Source organism: Priestia aryabhattai B8W22 (genome assembly GCF_000956595.1).
GTDB classification, from domain to species: domain Bacteria; phylum Bacillota; class Bacilli; order Bacillales; family Bacillaceae_H; genus Priestia; species Priestia aryabhattai.
Genome location: NZ_JYOO01000021.1, coordinates 1 through 14911, shown reverse-complemented (window position 1 = coordinate 14911; position 14911 = coordinate 1). Strand labels below are relative to the sequence as shown.

Here is a 14911-nt window from a genome sequence, read left to right as displayed (position 1 = left end):
AGATATCACTTTTTTGCTTTTGAGTCTTTTTTTATTGCCAATAGTATTTCCTGTTTAATCTCTTCTTCTAATTGTTCATCTAGTTGGCCAAGAGCTTGCGATTTGGCAAGATCTATAGAGCAATTATTTTCTAAGACTGTTCCTTCTGCGTGAACAGTAATATAGATTGTCGGTTTCTGATGGTTGAATGTTACATGGGTAGACGATTTGGAACGCGAAATTTCAATTGCGATTGCATCCTTTTTCTTTCCGCAATTAAGATTCATCACGGTTCGTTTCATTTCGTTCGTAATCCATGTCACTCCTCGTGCAGGAGGCCCATCCACCCATTTTTTTAACTTTCCATTTTTAAAAAGAGCAATCCCTTTAATTTCAATGTTTGCACTTGGAGAAACTTGTTGTGTATTTGTTGTTGCATTTCCACTCTTTTTCTCCCCATTAATCTTAATACCTGTGACTACTACACTTCCTTCTTTTAGCCCCTGAATCACTTGATCTGCACGCGTACTTTTATAGGTTCCCCAGTCCTCTTCAGAAGATTTTAAAGCATCTCCAATATTTGCAGAAGGGATGGCTTCTAATGATGTTGTGACTTCTAGCGTCTCTTTCGCCGTAATATGTCCTCTTGCAATTAAAACTGGAAAAAGAACCCGAAACTGGCTATCACGTTCAATCATATCAAATAAATCTTCAATTCCTTGTTTCGCTACCTTCTCGCCGATTACTAAGATTTGAAGGTGAGGAAAGAAAAGCTCTCCAGGTGACTTTGTTGAAATCTTTCGAAGAGTCTCAGCAAGGGTGCTTCCTGTTTCAGTAAAGGTTGTCACAGGGGAAGCTTGAACTTTTCCTCCTTGTTGTCCACCAGCTACTTGTGAAGGATTGATAATTTGAACCGTAACTTTATATCTGTTCTTTACTTTGTCACTGCCTTTATCAATAGCCATTCCTGAAACGATACTTAGCTGCTGTAACTCTTCGCGGTCCCAGCATCCTGACAAGAAGACTAACAATATGCAAAGCAAAAGAAGCATCAATGATTTATGTCTCATCAGAATCCCTCTTTGATTCTTGATTTTTCATCTTTCCTTCTCTTGGCGAAGGCCCGCGATCTTGATTAGGGTCTGTTCGCTTCGTTTTTACCTGACTAATTAAACGGGGGCGTTTAGACATAAAAGGTAAAGGGAAACGGAAGATGGAATCTTTCTGATCAGCTAAAATGGCAGGGGCAAAAGGAGCTAAATACGGAATACCAAAGGAACGCAAGCTGCATGTATGAGCTACTAACATGATTACTCCTAATCCAATACCGTATAATCCAAAAAAACTAGCTAAAATCATCATCCCGAACCGAAGTAAACGAGTAGCATCCGTCATGGCATAATGAGGAATGGTAAAGCTGGCGATAGCCGTGGCTGCCACGACAATGACCATTGCGCTGGAAACAATCCCAGCTGAAACAGCTGCTTCTCCCAATACAAGAGCCCCGACGATGGAAACAGCCTGACCAACAGGCCGGGGCATACGAACACCAGCTTCTCGCAACACTTCAAAGGTAAATTCCATCAATAGCGCTTCTATAATAATCGGAAAGGGAATATTTTGACGCTGAGCTGCCAAATTAATCAGCAGCGGTGTTGGAATTAATTCCGGATGGAAGGAAAGAAACGCAATAAATAAAGATGGACCAAGAAGAGTAATTAAAAAAGAAATGATTCTCAGCATGCGCAAAAAGCTAGACATTGTCCAGCGTAAATAATAATCCTCTGCCGTCTGAAAAAATTGATTCCAAGTCGCAGGAACAATGAGAGGTGTAGGTGTCTCATTCACAAAAATCACGACTCTTCCTTCTAATAAATTTCCTGCCACTACATCGGGCCGTTCTGTGATAAAAACAGTTGGCCAAGGTGTCCAAGTTTCATCAGAAATCCATTCTTCAATTGTATTCGAGCCTTGAACTTCATCTACTTCCATCTTACCTAATCTTTCTTTAATTTCTGTAAGAAGCTTATCGTTGACAATGCCTTTTACGTACATCATGCCAACACCTGTTTGCGTGATTGTTCCTATTTCCTTCGTTTCTAACCAGAGGTTTGGGCTCTTAATACGACGGCGAATCATTGCTGTATTAGTGATAAGGGACTCTGTAAAGCTGTCTCGAGGGCCTCGAACGGACGATTCTGCTACGGGTTCCGAAATGGCTCTAAGATCTCCTCCTTGCGCGGCACAGCCAAAGCCTTGATTCCATCCATCAACTAAGACAATTGTTTCGCCGGATAAAAGATGGAAAAAAAGTTTATCGAAATTCGTTATCTCTCCCACATTTGTAATAGTTAATATATGTTCTTTTATGTACATCCCTAATTCGCTTGGTTCATAAGGGTTTTCCTCTTTAATCATCTCTACATCATTCATCAGCCTTTCTATAATGGAGTTTCCTAAAATTTCTTTATCCGTTAATCCATTTATATAAATAGAAGCTACTTTACGTAAAAAAGGTTTTCCCATTTTAAAATCCCGAACCACTAAATCTCCACTATTACCTAAAGAGTTCTTTACTCTTGTTAGATTTTCAGCCAAAGATGAACTAAGAGTCTCGTCATTTGAAGTAGTTTCTTCATACTGAAGGGGCATTTTTTTGGGTTTTCTTGATTTTTTTTATCAGGCGATTCCATGCGCTGTTCATATTTTAATAACCCTCCATTTTTGTATGTCATCGAATGAAGAGGACACTGGTTTTTCCAATATTCACTAGTAATTTTTCCTTATATTCCTTTTTTATACATTCATTCTTCCTTCATTAACTTGTTTCAAAGGAAAGTAACTAGCGTAGCATAAAAGTTACTACAGTGTGATAACTGGATTTAGATTGAATGGACCTGTCAATATCTTTATTCGTTAAATCGTTTTGGTCGTAGTAAGGTCAATTTATAATTTATAATAGAAGAAACTCACCAAAAAGAAGCCTTTGCTATAATTAGCAAAGGCTTTCAAAATTATGAGAATCACAATTAATAGGAACGAGTTAAAAGATATTTTTTAAATTTTTAAGAATATTTAGTGTATTTTTTCTGATTCTAAGCAGTAAGTTTTGAATCATTATTATCTTTAGATGCTTGATTCTTGTTTCTTAAAAGAAATGCACCAAATAGAGTAAAGATAGTGACAATAACTCCCATGATTAAGTATGTTTGACGAAAACCAATTGAATCGTATAGATTTCCTACGATAGGGGAGAGGATAACAGCTCCTAGCTGCATCGCAAATTGGTAGCCAACCAAATATAAAATTGAAGAGAATTTTGTATCAAAATGTGTAGCCAGATATTTAAACACAGAAACAATGATAATGGCAAACTCTGGTGCGTTAAGAAGCTTAATAAATGAAATGCTGTATGGATCTGATACTAACCCTGAACCTATCACGCGTAAAATCATAATGATTCCCGCTAAAATTAAACCTCCTTTAGGACCTACTTTACGGACAATGAATGGAGCAACTAATAACATACCGGATTCTAAAAAGACCTGACCTGCATTTAAGTAACCAAATATTTGGTTTCCTAATTGTTCTGTTGGGAACAGAGAGGCATAATATACAGGGAATTGCTGGTCGAAAACATTATAAATACAGCCCGTCCCGAGCATGAAAATCATAAAAACCCAGAAATCTTTTCGTTTAAATAAACTGCCCAAATCTTGAATAGAAAGGGACTTTGCCTTCTTTTCTTCGATAGTGGATACTTCTACTTTTGTAAGGAAAATAACAAGTAATAAGAGAATGCCTGATCCCGATGCAATCCAAAAGTTGATATCAGGGTTAATGTTAAGCATTCGTCCTCCAATAGCAGCTGCCACGGCTGCCCCTATTGATCCCCAAAGTCTTGCACGACCGAATTCAAACTCATACTTTCTGCCAACTTTTTCAATATATGACTCGATAGCTGAGATACCAGCTAAAAAAGTGATGGCAAGATAAGACCCGCCTGTCAGGGCTCCTATCCAAAAATTCCAGTTTAAAAGAGGTTGATAGATAAAAATTAGAAATGGTCCAGATAAAATAACTAAAATTGAAATGAAGTATAATAAATTCTTTCGTAACCCCAATTTATCGGAGATATATCCATAAAGCGGTTGGAAAAGCATAGTGAAGACAGCGTTTACAGAAAAAACAATACCTGTTTGTGCTCCGGAAAGGTTAAGGCTTTGACCCAACCAGATAGCAAAAAAAGTGAAAATAGAGGCAATAGATAAGAAGAACAAGAAAAAGAAACTGCTTAGCTTCCAGTAAAGTTTATTGTTTTGCATATTTAAATCCCCTTTGCTGTTTATGTATCTAACTTTTATTTAGAAAGCGTTTTCTATTTGATTGTATTATATATGGTACCGATTTCATATGTCAATAAGAAAATAATTAACAAAAATACCCTTTAAATAAAGGATATTTTAAGTGTAGTGCGTTTTTTTACTGTGGTACTGGTTTCTCGCTTATGAGATAAACACTTTTAAATGTGCTGGTTTATTAATCTATATAAAAATGTCCTGTTTTAAAGAGTCACAGCGATTTTGCGGGTATTCTTATTGAACGGATGATATAGAGATGCAAACGAATTCATTCATTGCATTTTGTCTCTTTTTTAACGTAAAATAAGTATGAAACTGATTTCAGTTAGTGATGGAGTGATAAACAAATGCCTACCATATATGACGTAGCAAAATTATCGGGGTTATCAAAAACAACCGTTTCCCGTGTTATAAACAATCATTCATATGTTTCAGAAGAGAAAAAAAATCTGGTGCTAAAAGCAATGAAAGAGCTTAACTATACCCCAAACCCTTCAGCAAGAAGGTTAAGAGGACAGGTAACGACTACAATTGGTGTCATTGTACCAAGAATCGTAAATCCATTTTTCTCTTATTTAGTCGATTCAATTGAACAAGTTGCTTATAAAAACGGCTATCACGTATTAATCTTTCAAAGTAATGAAGATAAAGAGAAAGAATTGGCCTTTTTAAATTTACTAAAAACAAAGCAAGTTGACGGAATTATTATGACCTCTATTGAAAACGAGTGGAGCGTCATAGAACCGTTTACTGAATCTGGTCCTATTTTGTTATGCAATGAATATGTAAACAACGCAAGTGTTCCGATTGTTCGATTAGATCAATACAAGGGTGCATATATAGGCGTAAAGCATTTACTTGAAAAGGGACACCGGAAAATCGGGTACTGTACAGGTGGATTGTTCGCTGAGGAAGGTAAGGACAAGGACCGTAACCAAGGTTATCAAAAAGCACTTCAAGAGGCAGGAATTCAGCCGGATCCAAAATGGATTTTTGTTAATCAACACAGCATTGAAGATGGAAAACAAGTAGTTAAAAAAATCCTGTCAATGGAGGATCGCCCTACGGCTATATTTACAGGAAGTGATGAGATTGCCGGGGGAATGATGATTGAAGCCAAAGAGTGTGGTCTAAAAATACCTAATGATTTGGCGATTATTGGCTTTGATGATCAACCTCTTGCACAAATGTTAGATCCGAAGTTAACAACTATACGACAACCTATTGATCAGATGGGGATCAAAGCAATGGAAACTCTTATTGATATGTTGAATGATTCTGAAGTAAAGGTGGAAACGTTTGAACTCCCAATCGAGCTGGTGGTTCGAAGCTCAACGTAATAGGAAATCGCAAATGAAGGTGAGAGCGGAAGTTATTCGTTCTCACCTTTTTTGAAAAATTTTCAGAAAAGTTATTGAAACCGTTCCCATGATGTAATACAATGAATTCATCTTAAAGAATAAAGGTTAGATAAGATTTTTAAGAGTATATTTTTTAAAATTTTATATGGTATCGATACCATATAAAACGAAAAATAAGTACATAATTTTAATATAAATATATAGGAGCTGATAAGAAATGGTTCAACTAAGTGAAAGAAAGAATGAAAAAAGCGCTACAATAACGAAGGGACAGTGGTGGAAAGAAGCAGTTGTATATCAAATTTATCCGAAAAGTTTTTATGATTCGAATGGTGACGGAATTGGTGACTTAAAAGGAGTTATTCAAAAATTAGATTACTTAAAAGAGTTAGGTATCGACGTTATTTGGCTAAGTCCAGTTTATCAATCACCAATGGATGATAACGGATATGACATCTCTGATTATAAAGCCATTGCAGAAGAATTTGGCTCTATGGAAGATATGGATCTACTAATCCATGAAGCTAAAAAAAGAGAGATAAAGATTATCATGGACTTAGTCGTTAACCATACTTCGGATGAGCATGAATGGTTCCTAGAATCAAAAAGTGATGTAAATCATCCTAAAAGAGATTGGTATATTTGGAGAAATGGAAAAGAAGACGGGACTCCTCCTAACAATTGGAAATCTATTTTTGGCGGTTCGTGCTGGGAGTATGATGAGCAAACTGGACAGTATTATCTTCATGCATTTTCTAAAAAACAGCCTGATCTTAATTGGGAAAACCGTGATCTCCGAAATGCCGTTTATAAAATGGTCACATGGTGGTTAGATAAAGGAATTAGCGGCTTTAGAGTAGACGCCATTACGTTTATAAAAAAACGACAGGACTTTGCTGATTCGCATGATGGAATGAATGTAATTGAAACGAATCAAGAAGGCATTCATGAATTTTTAAGTGAACTAAGTAAAGAAGCTTTTACTTCACATAATATCTTAACTGTGGCAGAAGCACCTGGGGTATCACACAAAGAACTGCCTATTTATGCGGGAGAAGACGGGCATTTTAGTATGCTTTTTGAATTTGATCATGTCGATTTAGACGTAGGAAAAGAAGGGAAATGGTATGAACCGTATAATTGGAATCTACTTGATTTCAAAAAAGCCATTTCTGATAGTCAAACGTTCTATAACAACACAGGGTGGGGAGCGCTTTATTTAGAAAACCATGACCAGCCTCGTTCTTTAAACAAATTTATTAAACCAGAAGATATAGGGCCTATTTCAGCTAAAATGTTAGCTACCGTCTATTTTTTATTAAAAGGGACGCCATTTATCTATCAAGGGCAAGAAATTGGAATGACAAATGTAGAGTATCCATCAATCGAGCATTACAATGACTTAGCTTCAATTGATCAATATCACTCTGCGCTAAAAGAAGGATTTTCAAAAGAGGAAGCATTAGCAGCGATTTGGAGACGCAGTCGTGATAATTCTCGAACACCTATGCACTGGAATCATTCTGAATATGCAGGGTTTAGCCAAGGCACACCCTGGCTAGAGATAAATCCTAACTACTCTTCTATTAACGTCGAGAATGCTTTAAAGGATCGTAATTCTTTATTTTATTTCTATAAAAAGTTAATTAGTTTAAGAAAAAGCAGTCCATATTCAGATGTTATTGCTTTTGGTAAATACGAAGACATGTTTAAAGATAGCCTGCAAATAATGGCCTACACGAGAGAGTTTAACGATAAAAAAATAGCGGTGATTGCTAACTTTGATAATAAAGAGTTAACTCTAAACTTAGATTTTAATATGAAAAAGGTTATTTTATCGAACTATGACCATTTAGAGCTGCAGCTAAATCAGATAAAATTACGACCTTATGAGTCCATTGTTTGTGAAATCGATTCATCATTTTAATCTCTTTTTATCACAATTAACTTATTTACGTGTAGAAAGGCAGGAGGGTATTTTTTGAAAACATTAAGAAATCAACATCAAGAAAAAATCTCAAAGGCAATGGAATCTGTGTTAAACGAGCAGGAGTCTGTTGATCAGAATCATTGGCGACTGCAATATCATGTATCTACACCAGCGTACTGGATGAATGACCCAAACGGATTCAGCTTTTACAAAGGAGAGTATCATTTGTTTTATCAACATCATCCTTACTCTCCCAAGTGGGGGCCAATGTATTGGGGGCATATAAAAAGTAAAGATCTTACTTACTGGGAACACCTTCCTATCGCTCTTGCTCCAAGTGAAGAATACGATCAAGATGGATGTTTTTCAGGAAGTGCAGTTGAAAAAGACGGAAAGCTTTATGCAATGTACACAGGGAATGTGTGGACAGGAGATAACTATGATACGGACTTAAGACAGGTTCAATGTCTTGCTGTAAGCGAAGACGGCGTTCATTTTAATAAAGTGCCTCAAAACCCAGTGATTAATTCAGTGCCTGAAGGGGATATTCATCCTCATCATTTTAGAGACCCAAAAGTATGGAAGAAAGACGACTATTATTATTGCGTTCTTGGATCACGTACAAAGGATCATGAGGGCCAAGTTCTTTTGTATCGTTCAAGAGATCTGATGAAGTGGGAGTTTATAAATGTGATGGCAAAAAGCCAAGGGAATCTTGGTTTTATGTGGGAGTGTCCGGATCTTTTTAGTCTCGAAGGACAAGACGTGCTTCTTATGTCACCTCAAGGGGTAAAACCAGAAGGGAATCTCTATCATAACTTGCATCAAGCTGGATATGTAAAAGGAAATTTAGACTATAAAACAGGGTTGCTTCAACATGAAGACTTTCAGCTTTTGGACTACGGATTTGATTTTTATGCTCCTCAAACAACAGAAGATGAACATGGCAGACGCATTATGGTAGCGTGGATGGCTATGTGGGAAAGCAGCATGCCTGAACAAAAACATAATTGGGCGGGAGCAATGACTATTCCGCGGGAGCTTTCTACTAACCAAGGGAATATAATTAGTAAACCAATTCAGGAGCTTAAACAGCTTCGTCAACATCACGTGCAGTATGAAAATATTACAGTTAACGGAGAACAAGAACTTGCAGGTATTTCAGGTGATTGTTACGAACTTGAAGTGAAAATTAATGCAAAAGCTGCTTCACAGTTCGGAATAAAATTGAGAACAGATCCTGACACTCAACAAGAAACTCTTTTAACTTATGATAGGCTGGAAAGCTTGTTTATTTTTAATCGTGATAAATCAGGTGAAGGCGATGGGGGAATCAGAAAAGCGCCTGTTGGATTAAATACTAATCACTTACATCTTCATCTGTTTGTTGATAAATCGTCCATTGAAGTTTTTATTAATGAAGGTGAGAAAGTGATGACGAGCAGAATCTATCCTGGAGACAATGCAACAGGGATTTGTTTCTTTGCAGATCAAGAAATTGAATTGAGTACCTTAAATAAATGGAACTTAAGCAAGGGCGTTTCCCCACTGATTTTTAAAGGCTAATAGGAATTGGATAAAGATAGTAGACAAGCAACGTACAAGAGAAAAATTACAACAACTTATGCAATTAGATTAACTTGAAGAACAGATTCCCTTAAGGGGATCTGTTCTTTTTATATATACATGAATATCTTTATTACGTGGAAAAGTGCTTTTTTTGATTATTGTTATCTTTTATAAATAGTTTTATAAAGAATAGGGGGTAAATCATCAAATACAAATTAAAAGCCCACCATGTTAAATCGAAATCTTTAATAAATGCCCAATACGCAATAGCTTGTAGTCCTGAGAAAAAGGTTTTAAATATTTCATCTTTTTATTTAATGTGTTCTTCCAAAGTGGATTTACCAGCATTAGCTTCTTTTTCCCCGGTCATATTTAATGTCACTACACCGATAATGATGAGAGCTATAGCAACGATCTTTAGCAGACTTACACTTTCATTGAAGTACATAAATCCAATTAGCGTAATAATTATAATCCCCATACCTGACCAAATAGCGTAAGCAATTGAAACTTCTAAACTTTTTAACGTTAATGTCAAAAAGCACAAACTACAAATATAAAAAAGTATAAGCAATACACTTGGTATAACTTTAGTAAAGCCGTCTGATAACTTCATGGTCGTAGTTCCAGCAACTTCAAAAAGAATAGCTAAACATAAATAAATCCAATGCAACTTTCTCCGCCTCCTTATTTTTTACAGAAAAGCTTAGGTGATGATTTTTGTCATAAAAATACTCATATATAACAAATAAATATAACTTTAAATACCTTATAAGTATAAGTTTACCGTATTAAGATTTTTATATATAATCTATAGATGCTGTTACTTACATATTTTGAGGAGGAGAAAAGAAATGAAGAAAACGTTTGTCGCATTAATTTTTGCTTTGTCCCTGGTTGTATCTGCATTAGGAATTCAGCCTTCGAATGTTAAAGCTGAATCGAATCACAATCCGGTTGTTCTTGTTCATGGAATCAGCGGTGCGTCTTATAACTTTATTGCTATCAAAAACTATTTAATTGCTCAAGGGTGGGATCGCGATGATCTTTATGCTATTGATTTTATAGATAAGACAGGCAACAATTTGAATAATGGACCTCAGCTTGCTCGATACATTGATCAAGTGTTGAAAGAAACGGGAGCTGAGAAGGTAGATATTGTTGCTCATAGTATGGGTGGAGCAAACACGCTGTACTATATTAAATATCTAGGAGGAGGGAATAAGATTGAAAATGTCGTGACGTTAGGAGGAGCGAATGGTTTAGTGTCTTCGACAGCACTCCCAGGTACAGATCTCAATCAAAAAATTCTTTATACATCGATCTACAGCATAAATGATCAAATTGTTGCTAATAGTCTCTCTAGGCTGCAAGGAGCAAGAAATATTCAACTTTATGGCATTGGACATATTGGATTGCTTTCAAATAGTCAGGTTAACGCGTACATAAAAGAAGGGCTGAATGGCGGGGGACAAAATACAAACTAATTATTTTTCAGTTGGATAAGACAGGCTCGACTTTTATATATTGAAAATTACACTGTTTGCCTTTGTTTTTCAAGAGCATGTATCTAATGAAAAACACCCGAAGTCAAAGCAGATCCCGTGTCAAAATAGAGTAGACTTAAAAAAGTACCTCGGTTAATCGAGGTACTTTTATAGGTTCTTGTACAAAGAGTGCGTGATTAAAACTGCTTAAAGTGTTTTTTTAATCGCGCATTGCGCCTGCTTCTCGAGAAGTCATTGCACCTTGTCCTTCATTTACATCTCTTTGAATTTCTTGTTTTACTTTTTGTGCATTTGTTGCAGAAGCTGCTGGTTTTTCAGTAAAACCCGTATTTTCTTTAGCTGGTTGATTTTGCTGCATATAATCTCTCCTTCTTTTTTTATTCGTACAAAAAGGAAGAATGGAGATCCATTCTTCCTTCAGCCATCAATTATAAAGTTGTCTTAGAAACGTCCGCCGCCAAGTTGTTGCTCAGCTAATTGCACAAGACGTTTTGTGATTTCGCCACCTACTGATCCATTTGCACGTGCAGTTGTATCAGCACCGAGGTTTACACCAAATTCGCTAGCGATTTCATATTTCATTTGATCGATTGCTTGTTCAGCACCGTATACTAATAATTCGTTGTTGTTGCTGCTTTTGTTGTTTGCCATGTTGTGTCACCTCCTTGTTTTTCTTAAGCTTCCTATTGTGGAAGAAATGTACTCATGGTAAATGATGGATGTGTATTTTCTTATCAGGAAGACATACTAGTTTTTAGAAACAATCGACACTGTAAAAAGTGGGATTAGATGTTTCATTTCCTTGTGACTAAAAACTAAACGCTTGCCATGTGTAGGAGAGAGAATGATAACTCGTTTGTCATTCTTTTTTCATGTTCATACCAGTTGAATGACAAAAGACTAACTCTTTAAAGAGTTAGCCTTTGGCTTAATAAAAATGATTGCTTTTTATAGCTATTTTAAGAGCTATGTTTAGTTATTCTATCCATTGCTTCTTGAACTGCATGTACAACAAAAGGATCTTTTTCCTTCAAATCATTCACGCTGATTTCACCTGATTGTAAACCTCTGCAAATTTCATGGATATCTTCTTCAATGGTAATCGGCAGCTTATTTTCTGTAAGCATGTTACTTAATTCATTTGCTAACATTTTTTGTTGATCCATCGGATGCCCTTCTCGTCATGTAAAAGTATAAAGTGATCAAGCTTATTTATTTTCTCATTCTTCCTGCTGATTCTGTACTTTTTCAATTCCAGTGTTTGATTCATATCCGACTCGATAAGTGCTGGATTTTTGTTGCTTTACTGACTCTGGCATTTGATACTGCTTTAAATCATCCTGAAACTGTCTTGTGCTTGGATTTCCTTCCACTTATATTCCTCCTCAGTAAATTAAATTTTGACGTTTTAGTTTCCCCATTTCATAAAACAATTAAGCATGTTGTGCATGTCTCTTAGCAACAAGTATCTATTTAATTCTCGGGAAATAAAAATATAACTTAACCTTCCACTTATTTTATCTTCAAATTTTCAAACAATAGGGCTAGGAGGTGTTTTTATGCCAAAGAAAGACTTTAAAGGCGTTGATAATTCAGGAATTGCAGAAAGAGTTGATTATAACAACTATAAAAATAAAGATAGCAATAATGATCCTACGCTTAACCGTATTGTCGAAGAAGATGGGCGTGCTCTTGACCCGAGGGAAACCTTAGAAAATTTCTTTACTGACCTTGAAGGCGAAGAGCCACAAGAAATTACAACTTAATAAAAAAAGTAGAAAACGGCGGATCTTTTTTAGCGAAAAGACCTATGAAACGCAGATATTTTTATTAGAGAACCTGCTGTAAACGAGTTAGCATGATTTAAAAAAATGAAGGCTGTTAATAGAGGTGAAGTTAATGTCGCATACAGAAGCTGAACGAACAACGTATATGTATGATCCTTTCACTATACAAGGTGTTGAAATGAATATACCTAAAGAAAACGAAGGCAGCCAACCGCTAATAAATCGTTCAGGACTGAGTACCTCTACGTTCAAAACAAATATGAATAGAGAACATTTTGAACGTTATATTTATTAGCAGGAATATTCTGCAGCGTTGTATCTTATAAAAGATCTTTCTAGTTTATATGCTAGAAGGATCTTTCCACTAAATATTCTCATTTCAATGTAGTAATCAATTGCTTGTGCCTGAGGTATTGGAAAATTCACCTTGGTTTTAGGTGTGGGTAGGTAATAAAAGTGGTTAGTGTTTTTTTCATATATACTGTCTGTACATCCATTGTAGAAAGGATTTAAAGAAATGCAGAAGCAAACCTTATTTTTTAATTTAGACGATACGCTTGTTCACTGTAATAAATATTTTAGAGATACCATAAATGCTTTTGTGGCTCAATTGCAGGAATGGTTTGAGAATCTGACTAAGGAAGAAATAAAACAAAAGCAGTTAGAGATAGATTTAAAAAGCATCGAAAAGTACGGCCTTCATTCTTCCCGCTTTCCAGAATCATTAGCAGCTACTTATTTATTTTTTAGTGAACAAAACCATCAAGATATCCATGAAGATAGAGTCGAAAGAGTCAAAAAAATTGGTCAAAGTGTATTTGAAGTGCCGATAGAGCCTCTGCCAAATATGTATGAAGTATTAGATGAACTTAAAAAACAAGGTCATAACCTCTACTTACACACAGGTGGAGACGAGGAAAATCAAGGGAGAAAAATTGTGCAGCTAGAGCTAGCTAAATACTTTGAAAAAAGAGTATTCATTTCTGAACATAAAGATACACCTGCGTTAAAAGAAATACTAAACCAAATTAAGTACGACCCCAAAAAGACTTGGATGATTGGCAATTCATTAAAAACCGATATAAGACCGGCAGTAGAAGCTGGAATACATGCGATTCACGTGCCTTCTGAACTGGAGTGGAGCTACAATCAAGTTAAAATTGATATTGCGCCAAAAGGTAAATTGATAACCGTTCATTCACTGCTGGAAGTTCCAGAAATCATCCAAAAGCACGCTCAAGAAACGGTTGTATCCACCTAATATTAGGTTATATGTAAACACAATATACAGAAACAGCTAACCGTTGATTAAACCTTACTCAACAGTAGTCAGATGAAGTTCTTATGTTTTTCCTAATCAACTCACATAATATACAGAGGAGGTGACTGATATGGAAGATCAATCCAAAAAATCAGAAAAAATGATATGTGAAGATCATAATTCTCCAGTGGATGAAAGAAGCTACGATTTATACGAAGCGACGCGTAATTCACTTTTACGCAATGAACTAGACGATAAAAACAAAACCATTTTAAATAATATTGATAACGCAGCGATGGATGTTAATCTTCAGGAATAACGGACATGAAAAAACTTCTACTGCTTAGTCTCATAGCTACGTTACTAAGAATACACATTTCTTTTTCTCTTAGTAAAGAAGACCCTAAATAATTAGGGTCTTTTTTAGGTATTTGTCCAAACATTCTATGGTTGTTTCACCTACAGTAACAGGAGTCTACTAACAGAAAGGAGAAGGTTTTTAATATGAGAAACAATTATCCTTATCAGCACTCTAATTACGGTGGTTATCAAGGGGCTATGTATCCTCAGCAAGGTAACTGTGGTTACCCTCAAACTAAACCATGTGGTCAATTGTCTCCTCAAACCATGCCTGCTCAGTATGACCCAGTTAAACAAAATACATCTTTTACTGGTCAAGATGTGTTTGTGCCAATGGTGCATCCGAGTCATACCACAGATGTTTATCAAAAAAATTATAAATATATGCACTCATTCCCGCATACAGAATCCGTTGTATGTCAGGAAACGCATCAACATTTTTGTGCTCCAAGCTGTCCTCCTAGACCTCGTCCTTGGTGCTGATAGCCAAAAAAGCCCCTTCATTTTAACAAGGAAGGGTTTTTACTATGTGAAATGATGGTATCTAGCTATCGTTAAACAAAGTAGCCTATTTTAGACTAAAATCCAATCGCTATGAGCTATGTCTACATATAATACCTTAACCCATGTATATTTAAAGTTTTTTCCTTTAGTTAAATACCACGAAAAGAGGTGTTTGTATGTCTAGTTATGGTGGAGCTGGTTCTGGTTTTGCTTTATTAGTTGTCCTGTTTATTCTTCTTGTCATTATTGGATGCAGCTGTTATGGCCGCGGATTTGGCTATTAATAACAAT

The 14911-nt window shown here is 35.9% G+C and carries 18 protein-coding genes and 1 pseudogene; 10 read left to right on the top strand and 9 right to left on the bottom strand.

The genetic code is table 11. The features are described from left to right. Positions 1 to 5 precede the first annotated feature (5 nt). The 3 genes from N178_RS16525 to N178_RS16515 all read right to left on the bottom strand — a co-directional run bounded on the left by N178_RS16525 (position 6) and on the right by N178_RS16515 (position 4304). Complete coding sequence (locus N178_RS16525) at positions 6 to 1049, bottom strand: Ger(x)C family spore germination protein (protein WP_045293589.1); 1044 nt, start codon at positions 1047 to 1049, stop codon at positions 6 to 8. Further along, on the bottom strand, positions 1039 to 2505 hold the full coding sequence (locus N178_RS16520) for a spore germination protein (protein ID WP_237758498.1): 1467 nt from the start codon (positions 2503 to 2505) through the stop codon (positions 1039 to 1041). Before N178_RS16520 ends, N178_RS16525 begins: the two co-directional genes overlap by 11 nt. Positions 2506 to 3074: 569 nt before the next feature. Next, positions 3075 to 4304, bottom strand: a complete 1230-nt coding sequence (locus tag N178_RS16515; protein WP_045293587.1) for an MFS transporter — start codon at positions 4302 to 4304, stop codon at positions 3075 to 3077. Positions 4305 to 4687: 383 nt separating this feature from the next. Here N178_RS16515 and N178_RS16510 point away from each other — a divergent pair, with 383 nt between their 5' ends. The 3 genes from N178_RS16510 to N178_RS16500 all read left to right on the top strand — a co-directional run bounded on the left by N178_RS16510 (position 4688) and on the right by N178_RS16500 (position 9197). Further along, positions 4688 to 5680 (top strand): LacI family DNA-binding transcriptional regulator, encoded by a 993-nt coding sequence (locus N178_RS16510; RefSeq protein ID WP_045293585.1) that lies wholly within the window; start codon positions 4688 to 4690, stop codon positions 5678 to 5680. Between the two features lie 238 nt (positions 5681 to 5918). Continuing rightward, the gene (locus N178_RS16505; protein ID WP_045293583.1) at positions 5919 to 7628 is read left to right on the top strand and encodes an alpha-glucosidase; all 1710 of its coding nucleotides are present in this window, start codon (positions 5919 to 5921) and stop codon (positions 7626 to 7628) included. 54 nt (positions 7629 to 7682) lie between these two features. Further along, positions 7683 to 9197, top strand: coding sequence for a glycoside hydrolase family 32 protein (locus N178_RS16500; RefSeq protein ID WP_080890208.1), 1515 nt, complete (start codon positions 7683 to 7685; stop codon positions 9195 to 9197). A gap of 133 nt (positions 9198 to 9330) precedes the next feature. Here the strand turns inward: N178_RS16500 and N178_RS26775 are convergent. Both N178_RS26775 and N178_RS16495 read right to left on the bottom strand, forming a co-directional pair. Further along, positions 9331 to 9492, bottom strand: a pseudogene (locus tag N178_RS26775) (DUF5360 family protein); the annotation flags it as partial. 18 nt (positions 9493 to 9510) lie between these two features. Continuing rightward, positions 9511 to 9873 (bottom strand): DMT family transporter, encoded by a 363-nt coding sequence (locus N178_RS16495; RefSeq protein WP_045293582.1) that lies wholly within the window; start codon positions 9871 to 9873, stop codon positions 9511 to 9513. 181 nt (positions 9874 to 10054) lie between these two features. On the opposite strand from N178_RS16495, the gene N178_RS16490 reads away from it, so the two are divergent. Further along, positions 10055 to 10687, top strand: a complete 633-nt coding sequence (locus N178_RS16490; protein WP_045293580.1) for an esterase/lipase family protein — start codon at positions 10055 to 10057, stop codon at positions 10685 to 10687. 220 nt (positions 10688 to 10907) lie between these two features. On the opposite strand, the gene N178_RS27125 is transcribed toward N178_RS16490, so the two are convergent. From N178_RS27125 to N178_RS27120, 4 genes are all read right to left on the bottom strand, one after another. After that, a complete protein-coding gene (locus N178_RS27125; RefSeq protein WP_169746680.1) occupies positions 10908 to 11066 on the bottom strand; it encodes a hypothetical protein in 159 nt (52 codons plus the stop codon). A gap of 83 nt (positions 11067 to 11149) precedes the next feature. Beyond that, positions 11150 to 11359, bottom strand: coding sequence for an alpha/beta-type small acid-soluble spore protein (locus N178_RS16485; RefSeq protein ID WP_013058452.1), 210 nt, complete (start codon positions 11357 to 11359; stop codon positions 11150 to 11152). A 308-nt stretch (positions 11360 to 11667) separates the two neighbouring features. Next, positions 11668 to 11874 (bottom strand): hypothetical protein, encoded by a 207-nt coding sequence (locus tag N178_RS16480; protein WP_045293578.1) that lies wholly within the window; start codon positions 11872 to 11874, stop codon positions 11668 to 11670. A gap of 54 nt (positions 11875 to 11928) precedes the next feature. Further along, positions 11929 to 12081, bottom strand: coding sequence for a hypothetical protein (locus N178_RS27120; protein WP_169746679.1), 153 nt, complete (start codon positions 12079 to 12081; stop codon positions 11929 to 11931). 186 nt (positions 12082 to 12267) lie between these two features. Between N178_RS27120 and N178_RS16475 the strand changes: the two genes are divergently transcribed. The 6 genes from N178_RS16475 (at position 12268) to N178_RS26080 (ending at position 14904) form a co-directional block, all read left to right on the top strand. Beyond that, positions 12268 to 12474: a hypothetical protein gene (locus N178_RS16475; protein WP_013058443.1), complete on the top strand. Its 207-nt coding sequence runs from the start codon at positions 12268 to 12270 to the stop codon at positions 12472 to 12474. 133 nt (positions 12475 to 12607) lie between these two features. Continuing rightward, the gene (locus tag N178_RS16470; protein ID WP_045293576.1) at positions 12608 to 12790 is read left to right on the top strand and encodes a hypothetical protein; all 183 of its coding nucleotides are present in this window, start codon (positions 12608 to 12610) and stop codon (positions 12788 to 12790) included. Positions 12791 to 13012: 222 nt separating this feature from the next. Then, the gene (locus N178_RS16465) at positions 13013 to 13756 is read left to right on the top strand and encodes an HAD family hydrolase (protein WP_045293574.1); all 744 of its coding nucleotides are present in this window, start codon (positions 13013 to 13015) and stop codon (positions 13754 to 13756) included. 130 nt (positions 13757 to 13886) lie between these two features. Continuing rightward, a complete protein-coding gene (locus N178_RS16460; protein WP_045293573.1) occupies positions 13887 to 14075 on the top strand; it encodes a hypothetical protein in 189 nt (62 codons plus the stop codon). A 185-nt stretch (positions 14076 to 14260) separates the two neighbouring features. Continuing rightward, complete coding sequence (locus N178_RS25535) at positions 14261 to 14599, top strand: CotD family spore coat protein (protein ID WP_052942412.1); 339 nt, start codon at positions 14261 to 14263, stop codon at positions 14597 to 14599. A gap of 197 nt (positions 14600 to 14796) precedes the next feature. Then, entirely contained in the window at positions 14797 to 14904 is a 108-nt protein-coding gene (locus N178_RS26080; RefSeq protein WP_016766356.1) for a YjcZ family sporulation protein, read from the top strand. Positions 14905 to 14911 lie beyond the last annotated feature (7 nt).

What these genes read in the sequence shown, in the direction of transcription:
- N178_RS16525 (WP_045293589.1), bottom strand. Translation starts at nt 1,049, where the DNA reads ATGAGACATAAATCATTGATGCTTCTTTTGCTTTGCATATTGTTAGTC.
- N178_RS16520 (WP_237758498.1), bottom strand. Translation starts at nt 2,505, where the DNA reads ATGGGAAAACCTTTTTTACGTAAAGTAGCTTCTATTTATATAAATGGA.
- N178_RS16515 (WP_045293587.1), bottom strand. Translation starts at nt 4,304, where the DNA reads ATGCAAAACAATAAACTTTACTGGAAGCTAAGCAGTTTCTTTTTCTTG.
- N178_RS16510 (WP_045293585.1), top strand. Translation starts at nt 4,688, where the DNA reads ATGCCTACCATATATGACGTAGCAAAATTATCGGGGTTATCAAAAACA.
- N178_RS16505 (WP_045293583.1), top strand. Translation starts at nt 5,919, where the DNA reads ATGGTTCAACTAAGTGAAAGAAAGAATGAAAAAAGCGCTACAATAACG.
- N178_RS16490 (WP_045293580.1), top strand. Translation starts at nt 10,055, where the DNA reads ATGAAGAAAACGTTTGTCGCATTAATTTTTGCTTTGTCCCTGGTTGTA.
- N178_RS27125 (WP_169746680.1), bottom strand. Translation starts at nt 11,066, where the DNA reads ATGCAGCAAAATCAACCAGCTAAAGAAAATACGGGTTTTACTGAAAAA.
- N178_RS16485 (WP_013058452.1), bottom strand. Translation starts at nt 11,359, where the DNA reads ATGGCAAACAACAAAAGCAGCAACAACAACGAATTATTAGTATACGGT.
- N178_RS16480 (WP_045293578.1), bottom strand. Translation starts at nt 11,874, where the DNA reads ATGGATCAACAAAAAATGTTAGCAAATGAATTAAGTAACATGCTTACA.
- N178_RS16475 (WP_013058443.1), top strand. Translation starts at nt 12,268, where the DNA reads ATGCCAAAGAAAGACTTTAAAGGCGTTGATAATTCAGGAATTGCAGAA.
- N178_RS16470 (WP_045293576.1), top strand. Translation starts at nt 12,608, where the DNA reads ATGTCGCATACAGAAGCTGAACGAACAACGTATATGTATGATCCTTTC.
- N178_RS16465 (WP_045293574.1), top strand. Translation starts at nt 13,013, where the DNA reads ATGCAGAAGCAAACCTTATTTTTTAATTTAGACGATACGCTTGTTCAC.
- N178_RS16460 (WP_045293573.1), top strand. Translation starts at nt 13,887, where the DNA reads ATGGAAGATCAATCCAAAAAATCAGAAAAAATGATATGTGAAGATCAT.
- N178_RS25535 (WP_052942412.1), top strand. Translation starts at nt 14,261, where the DNA reads ATGAGAAACAATTATCCTTATCAGCACTCTAATTACGGTGGTTATCAA.
- N178_RS26080 (WP_016766356.1), top strand. Translation starts at nt 14,797, where the DNA reads ATGTCTAGTTATGGTGGAGCTGGTTCTGGTTTTGCTTTATTAGTTGTC.